Source organism: Candidatus Pelagibacter sp. PS_17 (assembly GCF_059417945.1).
On sequence record NZ_CM182073.1, the window covers coordinates 526,287 to 544,552 of the forward strand.

Sequence of the window (18,266 nt, forward strand, 5' to 3'; positions counted from 1 at the left end):
ATTTTTAGACTATTTTCTTAGAAGTTTCTATATAAAGATACAAGAACACCTTGAACTTTTACTCTATCTGGACCAAATATTTTGGTTTCATAGTTTCTATTAGCACTTTCAAGCGCTACAGTTTTTCCTTTTCTTCTAATTCTTTTCAACATTGCCTCGTGTTCATCTATTAAAGCTACTACAATTTTACCGTTATCAGCAGTGTCAGATCTTTTTATGATAACAGTATCACCTTCATTAATGCCAGCTTCAATCATTGAATCACCTTGAACTTTTAGACCAAAATATTGACCGTTTTTTTCAAGATTGCTTGGAAGAGGTATACGAGAAACTTCATTTTGTATTGCCTCCACAGGTGTTCCTGCCGCTATACTACCTAATACAGGTATTTCCATTTCATTTAAGTTAGTATTTTCTGTATCTAGACCACCCTTGATAACACTAGGTGAAAAGCTATTGTAAATATCATTAGCAGAAGCTGTTTCAGGAAGTTTTATAACCTCTAAAGCTCTAGCTTTATGAGCTAACCTTCTAATAAAACCTCTTTCTTCTAAGGCACTTATTAATCTGTGTATTCCTGACTTAGACTTTAAATTTAAAGAGTCTTTCATTTCTTCGTATGAAGGAGATACACCTGAGGCTCTCAATTTTTTGTTGATGAATAAAAGCAGGTTTTTTTGTTTTTTAGTTAGCATAAGAACAAATAAAGTACAAAATCTGTTCTACAAGTGTTCTTTTAATTCTGCAATAGCTAAAAAATGTTTAAAATAGGGGCTTATTTTACTAGAGAACGGAAAAAATAGAATTTTTATTTAAATTTTTTAAAAGTGATTCACCAATTAAAAAAGTTTTTATTTCTGTTTTGTTCTCTAAAGAAAGAAGTTCTTCCTTTGTTTTAATGCCGCTTTCAGAAATTAAAGGGGAGGAGTGATTACTTAAGACGTTATAGATATCATAAGTTGTATTAAGATCTGTTTTTAAAGTTTTAAGATTTCTATTATTTATTCCAATTAATGCTTCTTTAAAGTTAAGAGCTTTTTCGGCTTCTCCAATTGTATGGACCTCAACAATTATTGACATATTAAGTCTCATTGCTTCTTCATATAATTCATTAGCAAGGTCGTCAGAGACACCAGCTAATATAATTAATATTGCATCCGCACCATAACTTTTTGCAAGAGGTACTTGAAACTTATCAATAAAAAAATCTTTACATAAAACAGGTAAATTTATTTTTTCTTTCACTTTACTAATGTCACTTAGGCTGCCCAAAAAGAAATCTCCTTCAGTAAGAATTGATAAACATGTTGCTTTATTGTTATTGTAGATTTTTGCTATTTCTATAGGGTTATAATCATCAATTATAATACCAGCAGATGGGCTTGCCTTTTTTATTTCTGCAATTAGAGAGATTTTATTATTATCAATGTTGTTTTGAATTTTATCTTTAAAGTTAATAAATGATTTATTTTGATCTATTTGTTCATTTAAAAAATTTAATGAAATTGATTTTTTTAATAAATCAACTTTTTCAATTTTTTTTTTAATAATTTCCTCTAGTACATCTTTAGACATTTTGAATTTCCTTTAAGTCATTGTATGTTTTTCCTGACAATATATGTGTTCTTGCTTCGTTATAAGCTTCAATAAAAATTGTATATTTTTCTGAAACGATAAGACCTGCTGCAGCATTTAAACAAACAGCTTTTGAAAAATCGTTATCTTCACCTTTAAATATATCTAGCATTTTATTTGCGTTAAATTTTGCATCATCACCAAGTAAATCTTCAAATTTATTTGCACCTATATTTAGTTTTATAGGATCAATTAATATTTCAGAAATTTTACCATCTTTTAATTGAACAACATTAGTTTTTGAATAGGGTGATATTTCATCTAATCCATCTTCACTACTTACAATCCAGGCAAATTTAATATCTAAATTATTCAAAGCATTAGCAAAAATTTTTAATAGTTTTTTATCAAAAACACCAATTACTTGCCTGTTAACTAGTGCAGGACTACTTAAGGGACCAATCATATTAAAAATTGTTCTTTTTCCTATTTTTTTTCGAGTAGGACCAACAAATCTCATTGCACTGTGATAGTTAGGTGCAAACATAAAACCAAAGTTATTTTTTTCAATTTGTTCCTCAATATCTTTAGGCTCTAAATCTATCTTTATATTTAAAGCTTCCAAAACATCTCCTGAACCACATTTAGAGGAAACAGCTTTATTGCCATGTTTTGCAACTTTTATCCCCATACTAGATAGAAGTAGTGCTGAAGCGGTTGAAATATTAAGTGTGTTCATACCGTCTCCACCCGTTCCACATGTATCAATACAGTCATTAACGTTAACTCTTTTAGATTTATCTCTTAAAACAAAAACCCCTCCAGCAATTTCATCTGAGCTCTCACCTTTAGATGAAAGTAGAGTTAAAAAATCAAAAATCTCATCATCTGAAGCTTTGCCATTCATTAGGATTTCAAAAGCATTTTTGCTTTCAGCAAATGATAAATCTTGTTTATTTTTTAATTTATCTATGAAAACTTTCATTTACTTTTGTAATTAATAAAATTTTTTAATATTTTAATTCCAATGGTAGTTTTTATACTTTCAGGGTGAAATTGAACACCGTGAATATTATATTTTTTATGCATTATGCCCATGATAATTCCATCTTCAGTTTCTGCAGTAATTTCAAGATGATCAGATAACGTTTTTTTATCAACTATAAGACTGTGATACCTTGTAGCTTCAAATTTAGAGGGAAGATTTTTAAGTATACCTATTTTTTTTGATTTTATAAAACTAGTTTTCCCATGCATTAACTTTTTTGCTTGAATAATTTTTGAACCGAAAACTTGGCCAATAATTTGATGACCTAAACATACTCCAAGAATTGGTATTTTTCTATAAAGTGCTTTTACTATTTTAATACAATTTCCTGATTGATTTGGATTACCTGGTCCTGGTGATATAATAATTTTGTCATATTTAATTTTTAGTATTTGTGTATGGGTGATTTTATCATTTCTAACCACATCAACTTTAACGCCTAGTGATGATACATAGTGATATAAGTTAAATGTAAAACTATCATAGTTATCTATTAATAAAATTTTCATTATTTTAATGCATTCATTAAAGCTTTGGCTTTATTAACAGTTTCTTCGTATTCTTTAATTGGATTACTGTCAGCTACTATTCCTGCACCAGCTTGGACATAAAATTTTTTATTTTTTACAACAGCAGTTCTTAATGCAATGCATGTGTCAAACTCACCATTCGCAGAAAAATAACCTATACCCCCAGCATATACTTTTCTTTTAGTGGTTTCTAGCTCATCAATAATTTCCATAGCTCTAATTTTAGGTGCACCAGAAACAGTCCCTGCAGGAAATCCAGCAAGTAGTGATTTAAATTTTGAAATTTTATTATTATAAGCACCCATCACATTGGAAACTATATGCATTACATGAGAGTATTTCTCGATCATAAAACTATCTGTAACTTTAACAGTTCCTATTTTAGAAACTTTACCAGCATCATTTCTGCCCAAGTCAAGTAGCATCAAATGTTCAGAAAGTTCTTTTTTATCTTTAAGCAAATCTTTTGCAAAAAAGTTATCCTCTTTTAAATCTTTACCCCTAGGTCTAGTTCCAGCAATTGGTCTAACAGTAATCTTGTTATCTCTTAGTCTTACTAAAATTTCTGGACTAGCGCCTATAATTTGAAAATCATCAAAATTAAAAAAATACATAAATGGAGATGGGTTAGTAATTCTAAGTTTTTTATAAATTTCTAATGGTCTTTTAGACAATTTAGCTTCAAACCTTTGACTTAAGACGACTTGAAAAATATCTCCAATTTTTATGTATTTTTTAGCTTTGTTTACCATCTTTAAAAACTTATTTTTGGTTGTATTAGATTTAATTTTTATATTTTTGATAATGGCTTTATTAAAATCTTTTTTTTGGAGAGAAGCTTGAATTAATAATTCATTTATTTGTTTTTCAATTTCAAGGTATTTATTCTTATAGTTTGTAATTTTTTCATCCTTAAAGATATTAACAATATAAAAAATCTTTTTTTTCAAGTTATCGTGGACAACTAACACCCTTGGTCTTAAAAGCCTTACATCAGGTAGTTTTAAATCATCTCTACATTTGTTTGGAATTTTTTCTATGTATCTAATTGAATCATAAGAAAAATAACCAGAAATTAATGAACTAATAGGAGGAAGCCCTGATGGTATCTTAAATTTAAATTCTTCAATTATCTTTTCTATAATTTTTTCAGGTTTTCCTTTAATTCTTTTTTTAGTTTTGTTTGTAACTAAATATGAATTATTATTATTGAACTCCCAAATTTTATCAGGGTTTTTACCAAAAATAGTGTATCTACCTCTTATTTTTCCCTTTTCTACGGATTCAAAAACAAAACTATTTTTTTCTATAAGAAAATTATCTATTAGATTTAGGATTTCGTCATCATTTCTTATTTTCCTAGTGGTGTAGAGGATTTGATTTTTGTTTCTTTTATGTTGAAACTTAAAATCATTAAAGTTTCTGTTTAACATTATTTAAAATAATTTTTAACTCGCTCAAGTGTTTTTTCATTCACAACAACTTGGTATCTGTTATTTAAAAATAAATCATATGATTTTAAAATATTATTTTTACTTTGAGCTCCCTCTTCAGAAGATATTTTTCCAAAATTAGCAGAATTTTTGTTAATGTTTTTTTCTTCGTATTTTATAGTCTTTGCAATAAACACATCATTTTCATTGTTTGCAATTAATGTAAAAGAATTAATAGGAAGAGAATAGAGTATTTGAATTGAGTTTGTCTCAAATTTTTTAGTATCATTTATAGAATCTAGCTTAATTTCTTTTATATTGTTTTTACCAAACTCATCAAATGACACTTGATTGAATGTTTTTTTATTAATTTTTTCTAAAATATTTTTATTAAATTCAAACTTTTCTTTTTGAAATAGAAGATTTGTAATTTGTTCTTTAAATATAGGATTTTCAAGATCTGGCAATTTAGAGATTGAATTATTTATATTGTAAAAAATATAAGCACCATTATTTTCAAGAATTTCAATTTTATCTTCTCTTGAATTATAGATCATATTTTCTATTATTTTTTTATTATCAAGATTTATGTATGAGTTAACTTCGGTAGGGGAAATATCCAAATTTTTAACTATAGTTTTAAAGTCAATATTTTTTGATATTTGGTTTTCTATATCGTCAATTTTATCAAAAAATGCTTGATTAAAATCATCAATACCTAGTAAGTTTTTTGGGCTAATTTCAACAAAAGAGAAATCAATATAATCTTGTTTTAATTTTTCTGCATTTTCTTCAACGAAAAACTTAATATCGTTATCTGTAAACATTTCCTTTTTTTTATAAAAGGTACTTAGATCGATATATTCGATATCTAATTTTTTGTTATTTTCTTTATAAAATTTATTAATTAAAAATTCTGGTGATTTTGTTCCACCACTTATGTAGGTAAATAATTGTTTTTGAAGTTCATTATTTTTCAAGCGTATTTCAAACATGGCTGCAGAAGAATTATTTGTTAATAAAAATTTTTCATATAATGTTCTTTGAAATAATCCATTTTCATCATGGAAATTTTTATTATTTTTAATTTTTCTAATCAATACGTCTTCTGTGATTGAAAGATTAAGTTCTTCTATTTCAAGATCAAGAAGAGTCGTGGATACTAATGTAGATAAAAGTTCTTCTATAATATTTTTATCGATATTTTCTTTAATTACCTGTTGGCTTAATCCTGATTCATTTAAATAATCCATAAAATCTTGTGTAGAAATATTAGTATTATTTATCTTAGCTATGTTGTTTTGATTGCCAGTGCTAAATCCTCCACCAAAACCACCAAAACCAAAAGCTACTATAATTACAAAAATTAGTAGTAGACCACCAATTTTCTTTTTAGAAAAATTTTTAAAAGGATTTATCATTACTTCATTAATTTATTGATCTTTAAAATACCAAGCTATAGATTAAATTTTTCATTATGACAAATAAATATATGTATTTTGTAGCTAATTGGAAAATGTATGGGAATTTATCTTCTTTAAATACATTGGATAAAGTTATTAGATTTTCAAAATCTAAAGAAATAAAGGGAGGTAGATTAATTTACTGCCCTCCAAATACTTTAATAAGTTCTTTTGCTAAAAAATTTAATAATTGTCAAATTGGTATTGGTGGACAAAATTGTCATGAAAGCAAAGATTATGGTGCTCACACTGGCCATGTTAATTCCCGTATGTTAAAAAACATTGGTGCGCATTTTGTAATTATTGGTCATTCTGAAAATAGAAAACAAGGTGAGAGTGATAAACTAATTAATCTAAAAATAAAAAGTGCTCTCGAAGCTAAATTAAAAGTTATTTTTTGTATTGGTGAAACTTTAAGTGAAAAAAGAAAAAAAAAGACACGTTCAATTTTATCTAAACAAATTAAAATTGGTCTAAAAAATATTAAAAATAAATCTAATATTTTTATTGCTTATGAGCCTGTTTGGGCTATTGGCAGTGGCATTATACCAAAATCATATGATCTTTTTAAAACTATAGAATTTATTAAAAGTAAATTTAGAGATAAATTGCCAAAAGTTTTATATGGAGGTTCAGTCAACCCTGAAAATATTACAAACTTAAAAAAAATTAATAATATTGATGGTTTTTTGATTGGTGGTGCATCTCAAAGTGCTAAAAAATTTATTGATATAGTCAAAAAAACGTATAGTTAAGCCACATGGAAAATATTTTATTAGTAGTCAACTTAGTACTAGCAACAATACTTGTACTTTTGATACTTGTACAAAAATCAGAAGGTGGTGCTCTTGGCATAGGTGTCTCTCAGGATAATTTTATGCTTTCCAGATCTGCAGGTAATTTTATGGGGAAGGCTACTGCAGTAGTTGCAACTTTATTTATAATTTGTAGCTTAGCTTTAACAATTATATCTAGAGGTGAGTTAACACCTACTGAATCAGTTTTGGATATCATTGAAGAAAAGTCTAGTGATACACCTTCAATTCCTGAAAATAATTAAAAAATTAAAAAAAAAGTTTAAGAAATAAATACTTTTACCTTTAAAAACCCAAACTGGTCACTCAACCTTTATTAGAATATTTCTAATGATTTATAAAGAGTTCGTGTACCAAAAAATTATAAAAATTGTATTAATCTTAAGCCTTAGCTTGTTGGCTTCGTGCGCCAATAGAGGCCCATTGCCATTTTCTTTTGATTTTTTAAAGAAATCTGCTGATGAAGATATTGAAAAAATTTCAAAAATTAGAAAGCAAAATGAAATATTACAAAAAAACTTAGACATTGATTTATATACAGCGATCGCCCTTGCAATCGAAAATAACAAAGATTTAAAAGTAAAATTATTCGAAACCGCATTAGCGGACCGTCAATTGAAAGACGTAAAGTTTGACATGTTACCAACCATGTCAGCTAATGCAGGTTATTCTGGAAGTGACAATTATCAATCATCCACAAGTGCAACTGTTGGAAATAATGATATAGCAGCATCCAAAGGGTCTACATACTCTACATCACGAAATAGAGATGTTGTTGATCAAGATATAGGTTTTGCTTGGAACGCACTTGATTTTGGTTTGTCTTATATCAGAGCAGGGCAAACAAGCGATCGATTTTTAATTGCAAAAGAGATAGAAAAAAAATCAGCTAACAATATTGCAAAAGAAGTTATTCGATCTTATTGGAATGCTCTTTCTGCAGATAAGTTAATTCAAAAATACGATCCTTTAATTAAAAAAGTAAAAATAGCTTTAAGCGACTCTCAAAAAATAGAAGAGATGTTGCTACAAAAACCAATGGATGCACTTTTGTATCAAAAAGAATTGCTAGATATAAAGAGAGCTCTTATTACACAAAGACAAACTTTAATTAATTCTAAAATTGAATTAGGAACCTTAATGGGATTGTTGCCCAACCAAAGCTATAAATTAGTAGCAACCAATCAACCTATCAATATTTTAGACATGGATTTAAAAAACATGGAAAAACATGCTTTAGTTAGTAGAGCAGAGTTATTAGAAAATCGATATCAAGAAAGAATATCCGTTGCTGAAACTAAAGTTGGATTAAGATCTTTGTTACCTAATTTTAATATTAACGCAGCTTTCACAAGTTCTTCAAATGATTATCTACAAAATAAATCAAATTTTGAATTTGGTTCTTCAGTTGGCGCAAACTTATTAAATGTCTTTAGAGCACCATCGATTAAGAAAATGAATGAGGCAAATACAGAAATTATTAAAGAACAACGTCTTGCTTTATCTATGGCTATCTTATCACAAGTTCATTTAGCAAATATTGATTTTCAAATGAGCATGGAAGAATATGATACGGCTGAACGTTATTTAAAAGTTTCAACAAAAATTGCCAACCAAGTTCGAAACGCACAAAAAATTGCAAGATTTGGTGAGTTAGAATTAATTAGAGAAGAAGCGGGTACTCTTGTTGCTGAACTAAGAAGAGACATTTCATTCTCTAAAATGCAACATTCAATTGCACAAGTTTATACCTCAGTTGGAATTGATATTACCACAAGAGACACCATAGTAGGGGGAACGGAATTATTTGCATATGAAATTAAGAATAAATTTAGTGGTTTAGGTAAAAAATACATTGCAAAAGTAACAGAACCTATTCAAAAACAAAATCCAGTTGCTAAACAATTTGATGAAAATTATAAAAAATTTGAATTTTCAGATAAAACGTTCAAACTTGAAGGTCAAGGTTCTGTTCAATATTCAGCAAGATTAGCAAATGATCAACCATTACCTAGTTGGATAGATTTTTTACCAACGCAAAGAGCGTTTTTAATAGACTCGGTACTAAAAGGTGACATTCATGAAATAGATCTTATTGTTAATGCAAAAAATATCAATTCTACAGTTGATGATCAATTTACTTTGATAGTGGATCCAATTTTAAAGAGCCAAAAAGATTTAGCAAAAATAATAGGTACCACATTAAAAGAAAAAGCTGAAATAGTTAAAGCTTCAGAAATCCAATAAATTAAGGAGATCTAATGAAGAAAATTACAAAGAATATTAAGGTTAAAGTTGCCTCGAATAAAAAAAAAGTTTCAGGAAACATATTGAATGCACCTAAAACACATAAATTACCTCGTGTGGTTAAAGCAAGAGCAGGACAAACTATAACAGGTAAAATTGGAGGTATTAGAAAGACACCCAATAAATCAATTGCAAAACCAGGACAAACAATAACTGGTAAAATTAGACGAAGAACCAATTGACCCAAAAACCTAAAAAGAAACAGAAAATATTTATAGAAGCCCTTGAGCAGAGGATAATGCTCGACGGAGCAGGGGCCTCAACCTTTTTAGATTTAATTGATGAACGTAATCAAGAAGATATAAAAAAAAACTCTAAAATAATCGATACCACTAAAGACAACAATGAAGTTCCTTTTGCAAACACTGCAAGAGACCAAAACAAAAAAAATGTAGTCTTTATTGATAGTGCTGTCTCTGATTATGAAACCATTATTAATTCATTTAAAGAAAACACTGAGTTTTATTTAATCAACTCCAATGAAGATGGATTTAAAAGAATTAGTGAAATTTTAAATGATCGAAAAGATATTGATGGTTTACACATCATCGGTCACGGTAGTGCTGGACAAATTTTATTTGGTAATGCCTTTTTAAATAACGATACCATTACTAATTACCAATCAACTTTAGCATCCATTGGTCAATCGTTAACCACAAGTGGAGATATTTTATTTTATGGTTGTAATGTAGCTTCCACTGAACAAGGTGAAATTTTAATTAAAAAAATCTCAGAAATCACCAAAGCAGATATTGCAGCCTCAGATGACTTGACTGGTAAAGGTGGAGACTGGGTATTAGAAAAAAAAGAAGGTTTAATTGGTGAAGAAGAACTTAAAGTTAAAAATTACAAACATGCTCTTGGATCATTATCTTCTTCAGGTGTTCTATCTAACTCAGGTGTTACTCATATTGATAGCAATGTTACAATGATGAATTCTGGTAATGTTGGACTTGGAAGCTCAGGAGCTTTTGCAACAGTTGGTTCTGATTTTGGTTTAGCTGTAGAACAACAAAATGTTTCTGTTTCTAGTGGAGAATTAATTTCGAATCTTGATGTTGATTCAACTTATATTTTCGATGACGATAATGATACTGGAGATGCTGAATTACAAAATGGAGCTAATCAAAATGCTTCAAGCAATATTACGGTAAATTCATATCTAATGTTTCTAGTAGAGAATATAAACAAAAGAGCCAGTGGTTCAGCTGGAGAAGTTGTTTTTGACGGTGAAATAGTTGGAATATTTTTTGATCAAGCAAAAACTCGAGCAGCAAGTGTTGATGGTAACACATATCATTCTGGCAATTTAATTTATGCAATGAGTGGTAGCGGAGGAAGTAGCAACTCTTCAGATAATGACGGTGGTAGAATGGCAGAGGGTAAAAAAAGTCATACTGGTATGACAAACTTCTTTAATACTACTCAATCTCATAGTTCATCTGCAGCTATTGCAAATGGTAGTAGCGGTTCTGATTGGGTTTCTGTTTCAAATCATGGAAGTGGAACAAATAATCTTTTACAATTTGGAGCGCAGAATGCGAATGTTTCCGCTGGAGATTATATAAGAATTCTCGTTGTACCAAACTCATCAGATGGTTCAGCAACTGTTGAAGAAGATGGTTCTGTATCAGTTAGCAATGGAGGAAGCGCTTCAAGTCCTGATCCAATTACAGTCGACTCAGGATCTACAATGACGGTATCAAATGGAACCCCAAGAAGAATGGTTTTTAGCGATGATGGGACTAAATTATTTGTTCTAGAGCATACTAACGATACAATAACTACAGCTAATCTTGGAACTGCTTACGATCTTACATCCGCAACTTCATATGTAGTAGGTACCACTTTAGCCTCAAACCCTCATTCCAGTTCCAGGGCTTATGGAATAGCTTTTAGCAATGATGGAACTAAAATGTTTACATCAGATCTTGATACAGGATATGTTTATCAATCGACTTTGACTACCCCCTGGGATGTGTCCACAAATCAAAGAAGTTCTTCAGATGATTTAAATACAGTTTCTCTTTTTGGTGTTACAGCTAGTAATAGCCTTTATAATAGAGACATTACATTTAGCGAGGATGGAACCAAATTATTTATTTTAGGGTCTGATAAAACAGTTCATCAAATTAGTTTAGGAACAGCATGGGATCTATCATCTTATCAAACTCCAGATGTTGAAAAAGATCTTTCATCAATCCTAACCGACACATATGCCAACTCAATTAGCTTTAGTCCAAATGGAAAAAAAATGTTCATCAATGAATATAATAACACAATTCATGAGTTTTCAATTGCAACTGCTTGGGATTTATCTTCAACGGTTACCAATGAAGGAAGTTTTCAATTAGGAACAGAAATAGCAAGTAATAATTTTGGAAAAGTTACTTGGAATAAAGATGGAACAAAACTTTTTGCAATAGATGATTTAGCTGAGGATATTACTGAGTATACTGTTTCAACACCATTTTCACTTGCAAATGTGGATCAAACTAAATCTGCCGAAAGTATCTCAACTGTTTCATCAATTAGAACAGGAACAGTTGCTGCAGGAAGTGGAACATCAGGATCAACTAATACTGCTTTAACCGGAACTTACGGTCAGTTAACTATTCAATCCAATGGTTCATATAGTTATGTTGCAAACCAAAGTGTAACTGATGCACTAGATCCAGGGGATATTGTGTATGATGATTTTACTATTAATGGAGATACAGATTTAACTATTACCGTTATAGGTATCAATGATACACCAAGCGCTGACAATGAAACTAATTCAACAGATGTTAGTACAACATTAACTGTTACAGACGGGTCTTCAGATGTTTTAGCAGGTGATACTGATGCTGATACAGATGCATCTTTAACTGTTTCTGCAATCAGAACAGGTTCATCAGAAGGTTCAGGTACTGCAGGTACAATTGGTTCAGCTTTAAATGGAAGTTATGGTGCTTTAACAATGAACTCTGATGGTACCTATACTTATGTTGCAAGTTCAAGCGCTGGAACTGATAGTTTTAACTACACTGTAACCGATGAATTTGGTGCAACAGATATTGCAACACTTACAATAACTGTTAATTCAACAAACACTGCCCCAAGCGCAACAGTAGATACGGGTTATATCCAAGAAGGTAAAACATTAACTGTAGCAAATGGAGCATCTGCTAATGATGCTGATAGTAGTTCAAACAATAATGATGCAACAGGTGATCATACAGGCGATGTTCTTGGAAATGATACTGATGCAGATGAAGATAGTTTAACCATTACAACTTACACACATACAAGTTCTACAGGACAAGGTGGAGCAAATACAACACCAGGATCTCCTGCAAATGGTACAGCTGGAACGGATAGTGTTGCAGGTACCTATGGTACATTAGACTTAGAAGATGATGGTTCTTATACTTATACAGCAAGCTCAAACATTACTAATTTAGATGTAGATGATGAAACATTCACTGATGTTTTCACTTATACTGTTTCAGATGGCAATGGTGGAACAGATACTGCAACTATTACAATTACCATAGAAGCTTCAGGAGATGTAACAGCACGTAATGATACGGGTACTGTAAATGAAGATGCAACGTTAACTGTTGTAGATGGTGATGATGCTAACAGTATTACAACTGCTGCAACCTTATATAGTGTAGATGATGCTAAGAGTATTAGTGATCAAGAAACTAATGCTGCTGGACTTGCTTTTAGCAAAGATGGTTTAAAAATGTTTCATGCAGGAAATGATAATGATGATATTCATGAATACACTTTAACATCGGCATTTGATGTATCGTCAGCTTCTTACGTAGATTCTTTAGATGTCTCAGCAAGAGACACCCAAATTTTTGGTATAACTTTTAACAATGATGGAACTAAGTTGTATTTCACCGGTGCTAACACAGCTGATGCAGTTTTTCAATATAGTTTAGGTACAGCTTACGATATTTCATCAGGAACATACGATAACGTTAGTTTATCTGTTGTAGACAATAGACCTTGTGGAATTCGTTTTAATAATGATGGAACAAAATTATTCGTAACTGGATTTGATAGTCAACGAATTGAAGAATATTCTCTATCAACAGCATTTGATATATCTTCATCTTCAGCTACGTATGCAGGTGATAGTGAAAGGTTAAATACATCGTCTTATGAAACTAAACCTAGAGACATTGAATTTAATAGCGATGGAACAAGATTATTTATTACCGGAGGTACGGGTGATGATATTACGGAATATGAATTATCTACTGCTTTTGATGTTTCTACAGCAACATATCATGGCGAATACGATACGTCATCACAAGACATAGACACTTTTAGTTTAAGGTTTAATAACGATGGATCTAAAATGTTTATGTTGGGTTATGATTCAGATAAAGTTCATGAATATAATTTAGCTAGTCCTTATAATTTAATAGATATTTCAGGTGAACATTCAGGAGATGTCATTAATACAAGTTCAACTGCTAATTATGATACAGACCCTGACAGCGATACGTTAACTATTACAAGTATTGCAGCAGCTGGTGGAAATGCTCAAACAACTTTCTCAAGTAATACTGAAGCGGTTACAGGTTCTTATGGTATTTTAACGATTAATTCTAATGGTTCATATCAATATGCAGCAACTTTAGATGCAACGGATGCACTAGATGCAGGGGATGTGGTAACAGATGTCTTTACATATATTGTATCTGATGGACAGGGTGAAACGGATACTGCAACTATTACAATTACAGTAATTGGTGTTAATGATGCACCAGTTGCAGATAATGAAACTGGGTCTGTTAATATCAGCCAAACTTTAACAGTTACAGATGGATCTTCAGATCTTTTAGATGGAGACACGGATCCTGATACAAGTGCTTCATTAAGTATATCTAGTATTGTTGCAACCACAGCAAGCGGAAGTGCTACAGCTGTAAATTCAGGAACTGCTTATAATTCAGGTTACACATCAGTTACTGGAAGTTATGGTACTTTAAGAATTGGTGCAGATGGTACTTATCAATATATTGCAGGTTCAAGTGCAGGAACGGATGTTTTCACTTACACATTATCAGATGGAACAGCTACAGATACTGCTACTTTAACTATTACAGTTAATGCCTTACCGGTTGCACGTAATGATACCGGTAATATTAATGAAGGTGGAACTTTAACCGTTTCAAATAGTTCTAATGCAACAAGTGTGGATACAGCTACATTCAGTTCCTCAAATTCATACAGTTCACAATACCCAAGTAATTCTTCTGATGTAATTTTTAATGATGATGGAACAAAAATGTATGTATCAGATTCTAGTACTGGTTATATATACCACTACAATCTCTCAACTGCCTTTGATGTAAGTAGTGCATCTTACCTTAATGCCTATGCGAGTGGTCAAGGCGTACAATCCATGGCATTTAATAATGATGGAACAAAATGGTTTATACTAAATACAACCCAAATAAGAGAATACAGTGTTTCAACAGGATTTGATACAACTGCTAGTAACGTAAGCGCAACTACAACCAGTACTCTTAGTTCCCAAGACGCAAATATGATGGGGGTAACCTTTAATAACGATGGAACTAAGATGTTCACCGTTGGTGCATCAAACGATAAAGTATATGAATACGCCCTAAGTACAGCCTTCGATATTTCAACAATTTCATATACTGATAGTGTTAGTATTCAATCTCAAGAAATATACCCAACAGACATAAGATTTAATCACGATGGAACAAAAATGTATATCACAGGTACAAGTGGTCGAGATATTAACGAGTATACGTTATCATCTGCCTTTGATATATCATCTACTGTTACCCATAAAGGTAGTTACAGTCTTACTTCTTCAGACTCGTATCCAACTGGTTTTTCTTTTAATAATGATGGAACAAAACTTTTTACCACAGGTGCTAGTAACGATAGAGTTAATGAACATTCTTTAACAACTCCTTTCAGCCTAGTGGATGTCTCTGGTGAACATTCAGGTGATGTCATTAACACAAGTTCAACTAATAATTATGATACAGATCCTGATGGTGATACTTTAACAGTTACAAACATATCACATTCTAACACTAATACAGATACAGTTGACTCTGGTTCTACTTATTCTGACAGTGGAGGACAACCTGGAAGTATTGCGGGTACCTACGGAACAATAACTATTGGTGCAGATGGAAGTTATACTTATGTTGTTGCAGATAACAGTACAACGAATGCCCTTGATGCAGGCGATATTGTAACCGATGTATTTACTTATACTGTTTCAGATGGAAATGGTGGAACAGATACAGCAACTATTACAATTACAATTACTGGAATAAATGATGCGCCAACAGCAGATAATGATACAGATACTGTTACGGCAGCTGGTACTGTAACTGATGCCACTAATAGCGCTGGAACCTTAGTTTCAGGTGATACCGATGCTGATGCAAGTTCTAGTTTATATGTAACAAAAATTACTCACACTAACGGAAACAGCTCAGAGGTAACGTATAACTCAACAAAATCATCGAATGCAGCAACCATTGTTGGTTCTAAAGGTACCTTAACATTTGGTTCAGATGGTAGTTATTCTTATACTGCAAATTTAAATGTCACAACAGGACCGGATATTTTTACTTACACCGTAACTGATGGAACCTCTACAACAACTGCAACACTTACAATCAATGTTGTAGTTAATCATTTTGGTTATATCCAAGAAGGTAAAACATTAACGGTTGCAAATACGGCCTCACTTGTTTCTGGTACAAGTACTGGAAGTAATACAGGAGACATTGTCTTTAATGATACTAGCGATACATATACTGTAACACATATCCAACATAGTGGAAGTTCTACAACTGCTGTAACAGATGTTACTTACTCTCATGGTTCAGCAACTTCTGCTAGTGGTACTTATGGAACCTTAACCATTGGTTCAGATGGTAGTTATAACTATGTTGCAAACTCTAATATATCAGGTGTTAATGCAGGCGGTTCAAACGTAACCGATACATTTACTTACACCCAGAGTATTGGAGGTGTAGCCACTACAAAAACATTAACTATATATGTTATTCCAAGCCAAGATCTAACCGCACGTAATGATACCGGTAATATTAATGAAGGTGGAACTTTAACCGTTTCAAATAGTTCTAATGCAACAAGTGTGGATACAGCTACATTCAGTTCCTCAAATTCATACAGTTCACAATACCCAAGTAATTCTTCTGATGTAATTTTTAATGATGATGGAACAAAAATGTATGTATCAGATTCTAGTACTGGTTATATATACCACTACAATCTCTCAACTGCCTTTGATGTAAGTAGTGCATCTTACCTTAATGCCTATGCGAGTGGTCAAGGCGTACAATCCATGGCATTTAATAATGATGGAACAAAATGGTTTATACTAAATACAACCCAAATAAGAGAATACAGTGTTTCAACAGGATTTGATACAACTGCTAGTAACGTAAGCGCAACTACAACCAGTACTCTTAGTTCCCAAGACGCAAATATGATGGGGGTAACCTTTAATAACGATGGAACTAAGATGTTCACCGTTGGTGCATCAAACGATAAAGTATATGAATACGCCCTAAGTACAGCCTTCGATATTTCAACAATTTCATATACTGATAGTGTTAGTATTCAATCTCAAGAAATATACCCAACAGACATAAGATTTAATCACGATGGAACAAAAATGTATATCACAGGTACAAGTGGTCGAGATATTAACGAGTATACGTTATCATCTGCCTTTGATATATCATCTACTGTTACCCATAAAGGTAGTTACAGTCTTACTTCTTCAGACTCGTATCCAACTGGTTTTTCTTTTAATAATGATGGAACAAAACTTTTTACCACAGGTGCTAGTAACGATAGAGTTAATGAACATTCTTTAACAACTCCTTTCAGCCTAGTGGATGTCTCTGGTGAACATTCAGGTGATGTCATTAACACAAGTTCAACTAATAATTATGATACAGATCCTGATAGCGACACACTAACTGTTACTGCAATTAGAACCGGTTCAGATGAAGGTAATGGTACAGCAGGATCCGTTGGTTCAGCCTTAACAGGTACCTATGGTAATTTAACAATTGCAGCAAATGGGTCTTATACTTATGTTGTTGCAGACAATAGTACAACGAATGCCCTTGATGCAGGCGATATTGTAACGGATATCTTTAATTACACTGTATCTGATGGACAAGGCGAAACAGATATTGCAACTATAACCATAACAATTACTGGAATAAATGATGCGCCAACAGCAGATAATGATACAGATACTGTTACGGCAGCTGGTACTGTAACTGATGCCACTAATAGCGCTGGAACCTTAGTTTCAGGTGATACCGATGCTGATGCAAGTTCTAGTTTATATGTAACAAAAATTACTCACACTAACGGAAACAGCTCAGAGGTAACGTATAGCTCAACAAAATCATCGAATGCAGCAACCATTGTTGGTTCTAAAGGTACCTTAACATTTGGTTCAGATGGTAGTTATTCTTATACTGCAAATTTAAATGTCACAACAGGACCGGATATTTTTACTTACACCGTAACTGATGGAACCTCTACAACAACTGCAACACTTACAATCAATGTTGTAGTTAATCATTTTGGTTATATCCAAGAAGGTAAAACATTAACGGTTGCAAATACGGCCTCACTTGTTTCTGGTACAAGTACTGGAAGTAATACAGGAGACATTGTCTTTAATGATACTAGCGATACATATACTGTAACACATATCCAACCTAGTGGAAGTTCTACAACTGCTGTAACAAATGTTACTTACTCTCATGGTTCAGCAACTTCTGTTGAGGGTACTTATGGAACCTTAACCATTGGTTCAGATGGTAGTTATAACTATGTTGCAAACTCTAATATATCAGGTGTTAATGCAGGCGGTTCAAACGTAACCGATACATTTACTTACACCCAGAGTATTGGAGGTGTAGCCACTACAAAAACATTAACTATATATGTTATTCCAAGCCAAGATCTAACCGACGTAATGATACCGGTAATATTAATGAAGGTGGAACTTTAACCGTTTCAAATAGTTCTAATGC

Annotated in this window: 11 protein-coding genes; 5 read left to right on the plus strand and 6 right to left on the minus strand. The window is 31.7% G+C overall.

The features are described from left to right. Positions 1 to 17 precede the first annotated feature (17 nt). The 6 genes from lexA to AC5SML_RS02875 all read right to left on the minus strand — a co-directional run bounded on the left by lexA (position 18) and on the right by AC5SML_RS02875 (position 6,007). Positions 18 to 695, minus strand: coding sequence for a transcriptional repressor LexA (lexA, locus tag AC5SML_RS02850; RefSeq protein WP_006997000.1), 678 nt, complete (start codon positions 693 to 695; stop codon positions 18 to 20). A gap of 88 nt (positions 696 to 783) precedes the next feature. After that, positions 784 to 1,575 (minus strand): indole-3-glycerol phosphate synthase TrpC, encoded by a 792-nt coding sequence (locus AC5SML_RS02855; protein ID WP_494617556.1) that lies wholly within the window; start codon positions 1,573 to 1,575, stop codon positions 784 to 786. Beyond that, on the minus strand, positions 1,568 to 2,560 hold the full coding sequence (gene trpD, locus AC5SML_RS02860; protein WP_494617557.1) for an anthranilate phosphoribosyltransferase: 993 nt from the start codon (positions 2,558 to 2,560) through the stop codon (positions 1,568 to 1,570). The genes AC5SML_RS02855 and trpD overlap by 8 nt, the downstream gene beginning before the upstream one ends. Then, positions 2,557 to 3,132: an aminodeoxychorismate/anthranilate synthase component II gene (locus AC5SML_RS02865; RefSeq protein WP_018414084.1), complete on the minus strand. Its 576-nt coding sequence runs from the start codon at positions 3,130 to 3,132 to the stop codon at positions 2,557 to 2,559. Before AC5SML_RS02865 ends, trpD begins: the two co-directional genes overlap by 4 nt. Next, on the minus strand, positions 3,132 to 4,586 hold the full coding sequence (gene trpE / locus AC5SML_RS02870) for an anthranilate synthase component I (protein ID WP_494617559.1): 1,455 nt from the start codon (positions 4,584 to 4,586) through the stop codon (positions 3,132 to 3,134). Before trpE ends, AC5SML_RS02865 begins: the two co-directional genes overlap by 1 nt. Beyond that, complete coding sequence (locus AC5SML_RS02875) at positions 4,586 to 6,007, minus strand: SurA N-terminal domain-containing protein (protein WP_006996995.1); 1,422 nt, start codon at positions 6,005 to 6,007, stop codon at positions 4,586 to 4,588. Before AC5SML_RS02875 ends, trpE begins: the two co-directional genes overlap by 1 nt. 56 nt (positions 6,008 to 6,063) lie before the next feature. On the opposite strand from AC5SML_RS02875, the gene AC5SML_RS02880 reads away from it, so the two are divergent. The 5 genes from AC5SML_RS02880 to AC5SML_RS02900 all read left to right on the plus strand — a co-directional run bounded on the left by AC5SML_RS02880 (position 6,064) and on the right by AC5SML_RS02900 (position 18,244). Beyond that, positions 6,064 to 6,804, plus strand: a complete 741-nt coding sequence (locus AC5SML_RS02880; RefSeq protein ID WP_006996994.1) for a triose-phosphate isomerase — start codon at positions 6,064 to 6,066, stop codon at positions 6,802 to 6,804. A gap of 5 nt (positions 6,805 to 6,809) precedes the next feature. Continuing rightward, the gene (gene secG, locus AC5SML_RS02885) at positions 6,810 to 7,109 is read left to right on the plus strand and encodes a preprotein translocase subunit SecG (RefSeq protein WP_006996993.1); all 300 of its coding nucleotides are present in this window, start codon (positions 6,810 to 6,812) and stop codon (positions 7,107 to 7,109) included. 178 nt (positions 7,110 to 7,287) lie between these two features. After that, positions 7,288 to 9,111 carry a TolC family protein gene (locus AC5SML_RS02890; protein ID WP_494617560.1) on the plus strand — a complete coding sequence of 608 codons (1,824 nt, stop codon included), beginning with the start codon at positions 7,288 to 7,290 and terminating at the stop codon, positions 9,109 to 9,111. Positions 9,112 to 9,125: 14 nt separating this feature from the next. Further along, positions 9,126 to 9,353, plus strand: a complete 228-nt coding sequence (locus AC5SML_RS02895; RefSeq protein WP_011282048.1) for a hypothetical protein — start codon at positions 9,126 to 9,128, stop codon at positions 9,351 to 9,353. 56 nt (positions 9,354 to 9,409) lie between these two features. Then, positions 9,410 to 18,244 (plus strand): cadherin-like domain-containing protein, encoded by an 8,835-nt coding sequence (locus tag AC5SML_RS02900; RefSeq protein ID WP_494617562.1) that lies wholly within the window; start codon positions 9,410 to 9,412, stop codon positions 18,242 to 18,244. Positions 18,245 to 18,266 lie beyond the last annotated feature (22 nt).

Coding starts and splice junctions, on each gene's coding strand:
- lexA (WP_006997000.1), bottom strand. CDS start 695: ATGCTAACTAAAAAACAAAAAAACCTGCTTTTATTCATCAACAAAAAA.
- AC5SML_RS02855 (WP_494617556.1), bottom strand. CDS start 1,575: ATGTCTAAAGATGTACTAGAGGAAATTATTAAAAAAAAAATTGAAAAA.
- trpD (WP_494617557.1), bottom strand. CDS start 2,560: ATGAAAGTTTTCATAGATAAATTAAAAAATAAACAAGATTTATCATTT.
- AC5SML_RS02865 (WP_018414084.1), bottom strand. CDS start 3,132: ATGAAAATTTTATTAATAGATAACTATGATAGTTTTACATTTAACTTA.
- trpE (WP_494617559.1), bottom strand. CDS start 4,586: ATGTTAAACAGAAACTTTAATGATTTTAAGTTTCAACATAAAAGAAAC.
- AC5SML_RS02875 (WP_006996995.1), bottom strand. CDS start 6,007: ATGATAAATCCTTTTAAAAATTTTTCTAAAAAGAAAATTGGTGGTCTA.
- AC5SML_RS02880 (WP_006996994.1), top strand. CDS start 6,064: ATGACAAATAAATATATGTATTTTGTAGCTAATTGGAAAATGTATGGG.
- secG (WP_006996993.1), top strand. CDS start 6,810: ATGGAAAATATTTTATTAGTAGTCAACTTAGTACTAGCAACAATACTT.
- AC5SML_RS02895 (WP_011282048.1), top strand. CDS start 9,126: ATGAAGAAAATTACAAAGAATATTAAGGTTAAAGTTGCCTCGAATAAA.
- AC5SML_RS02900 (WP_494617562.1), top strand. CDS start 9,410: ATGCTCGACGGAGCAGGGGCCTCAACCTTTTTAGATTTAATTGATGAA.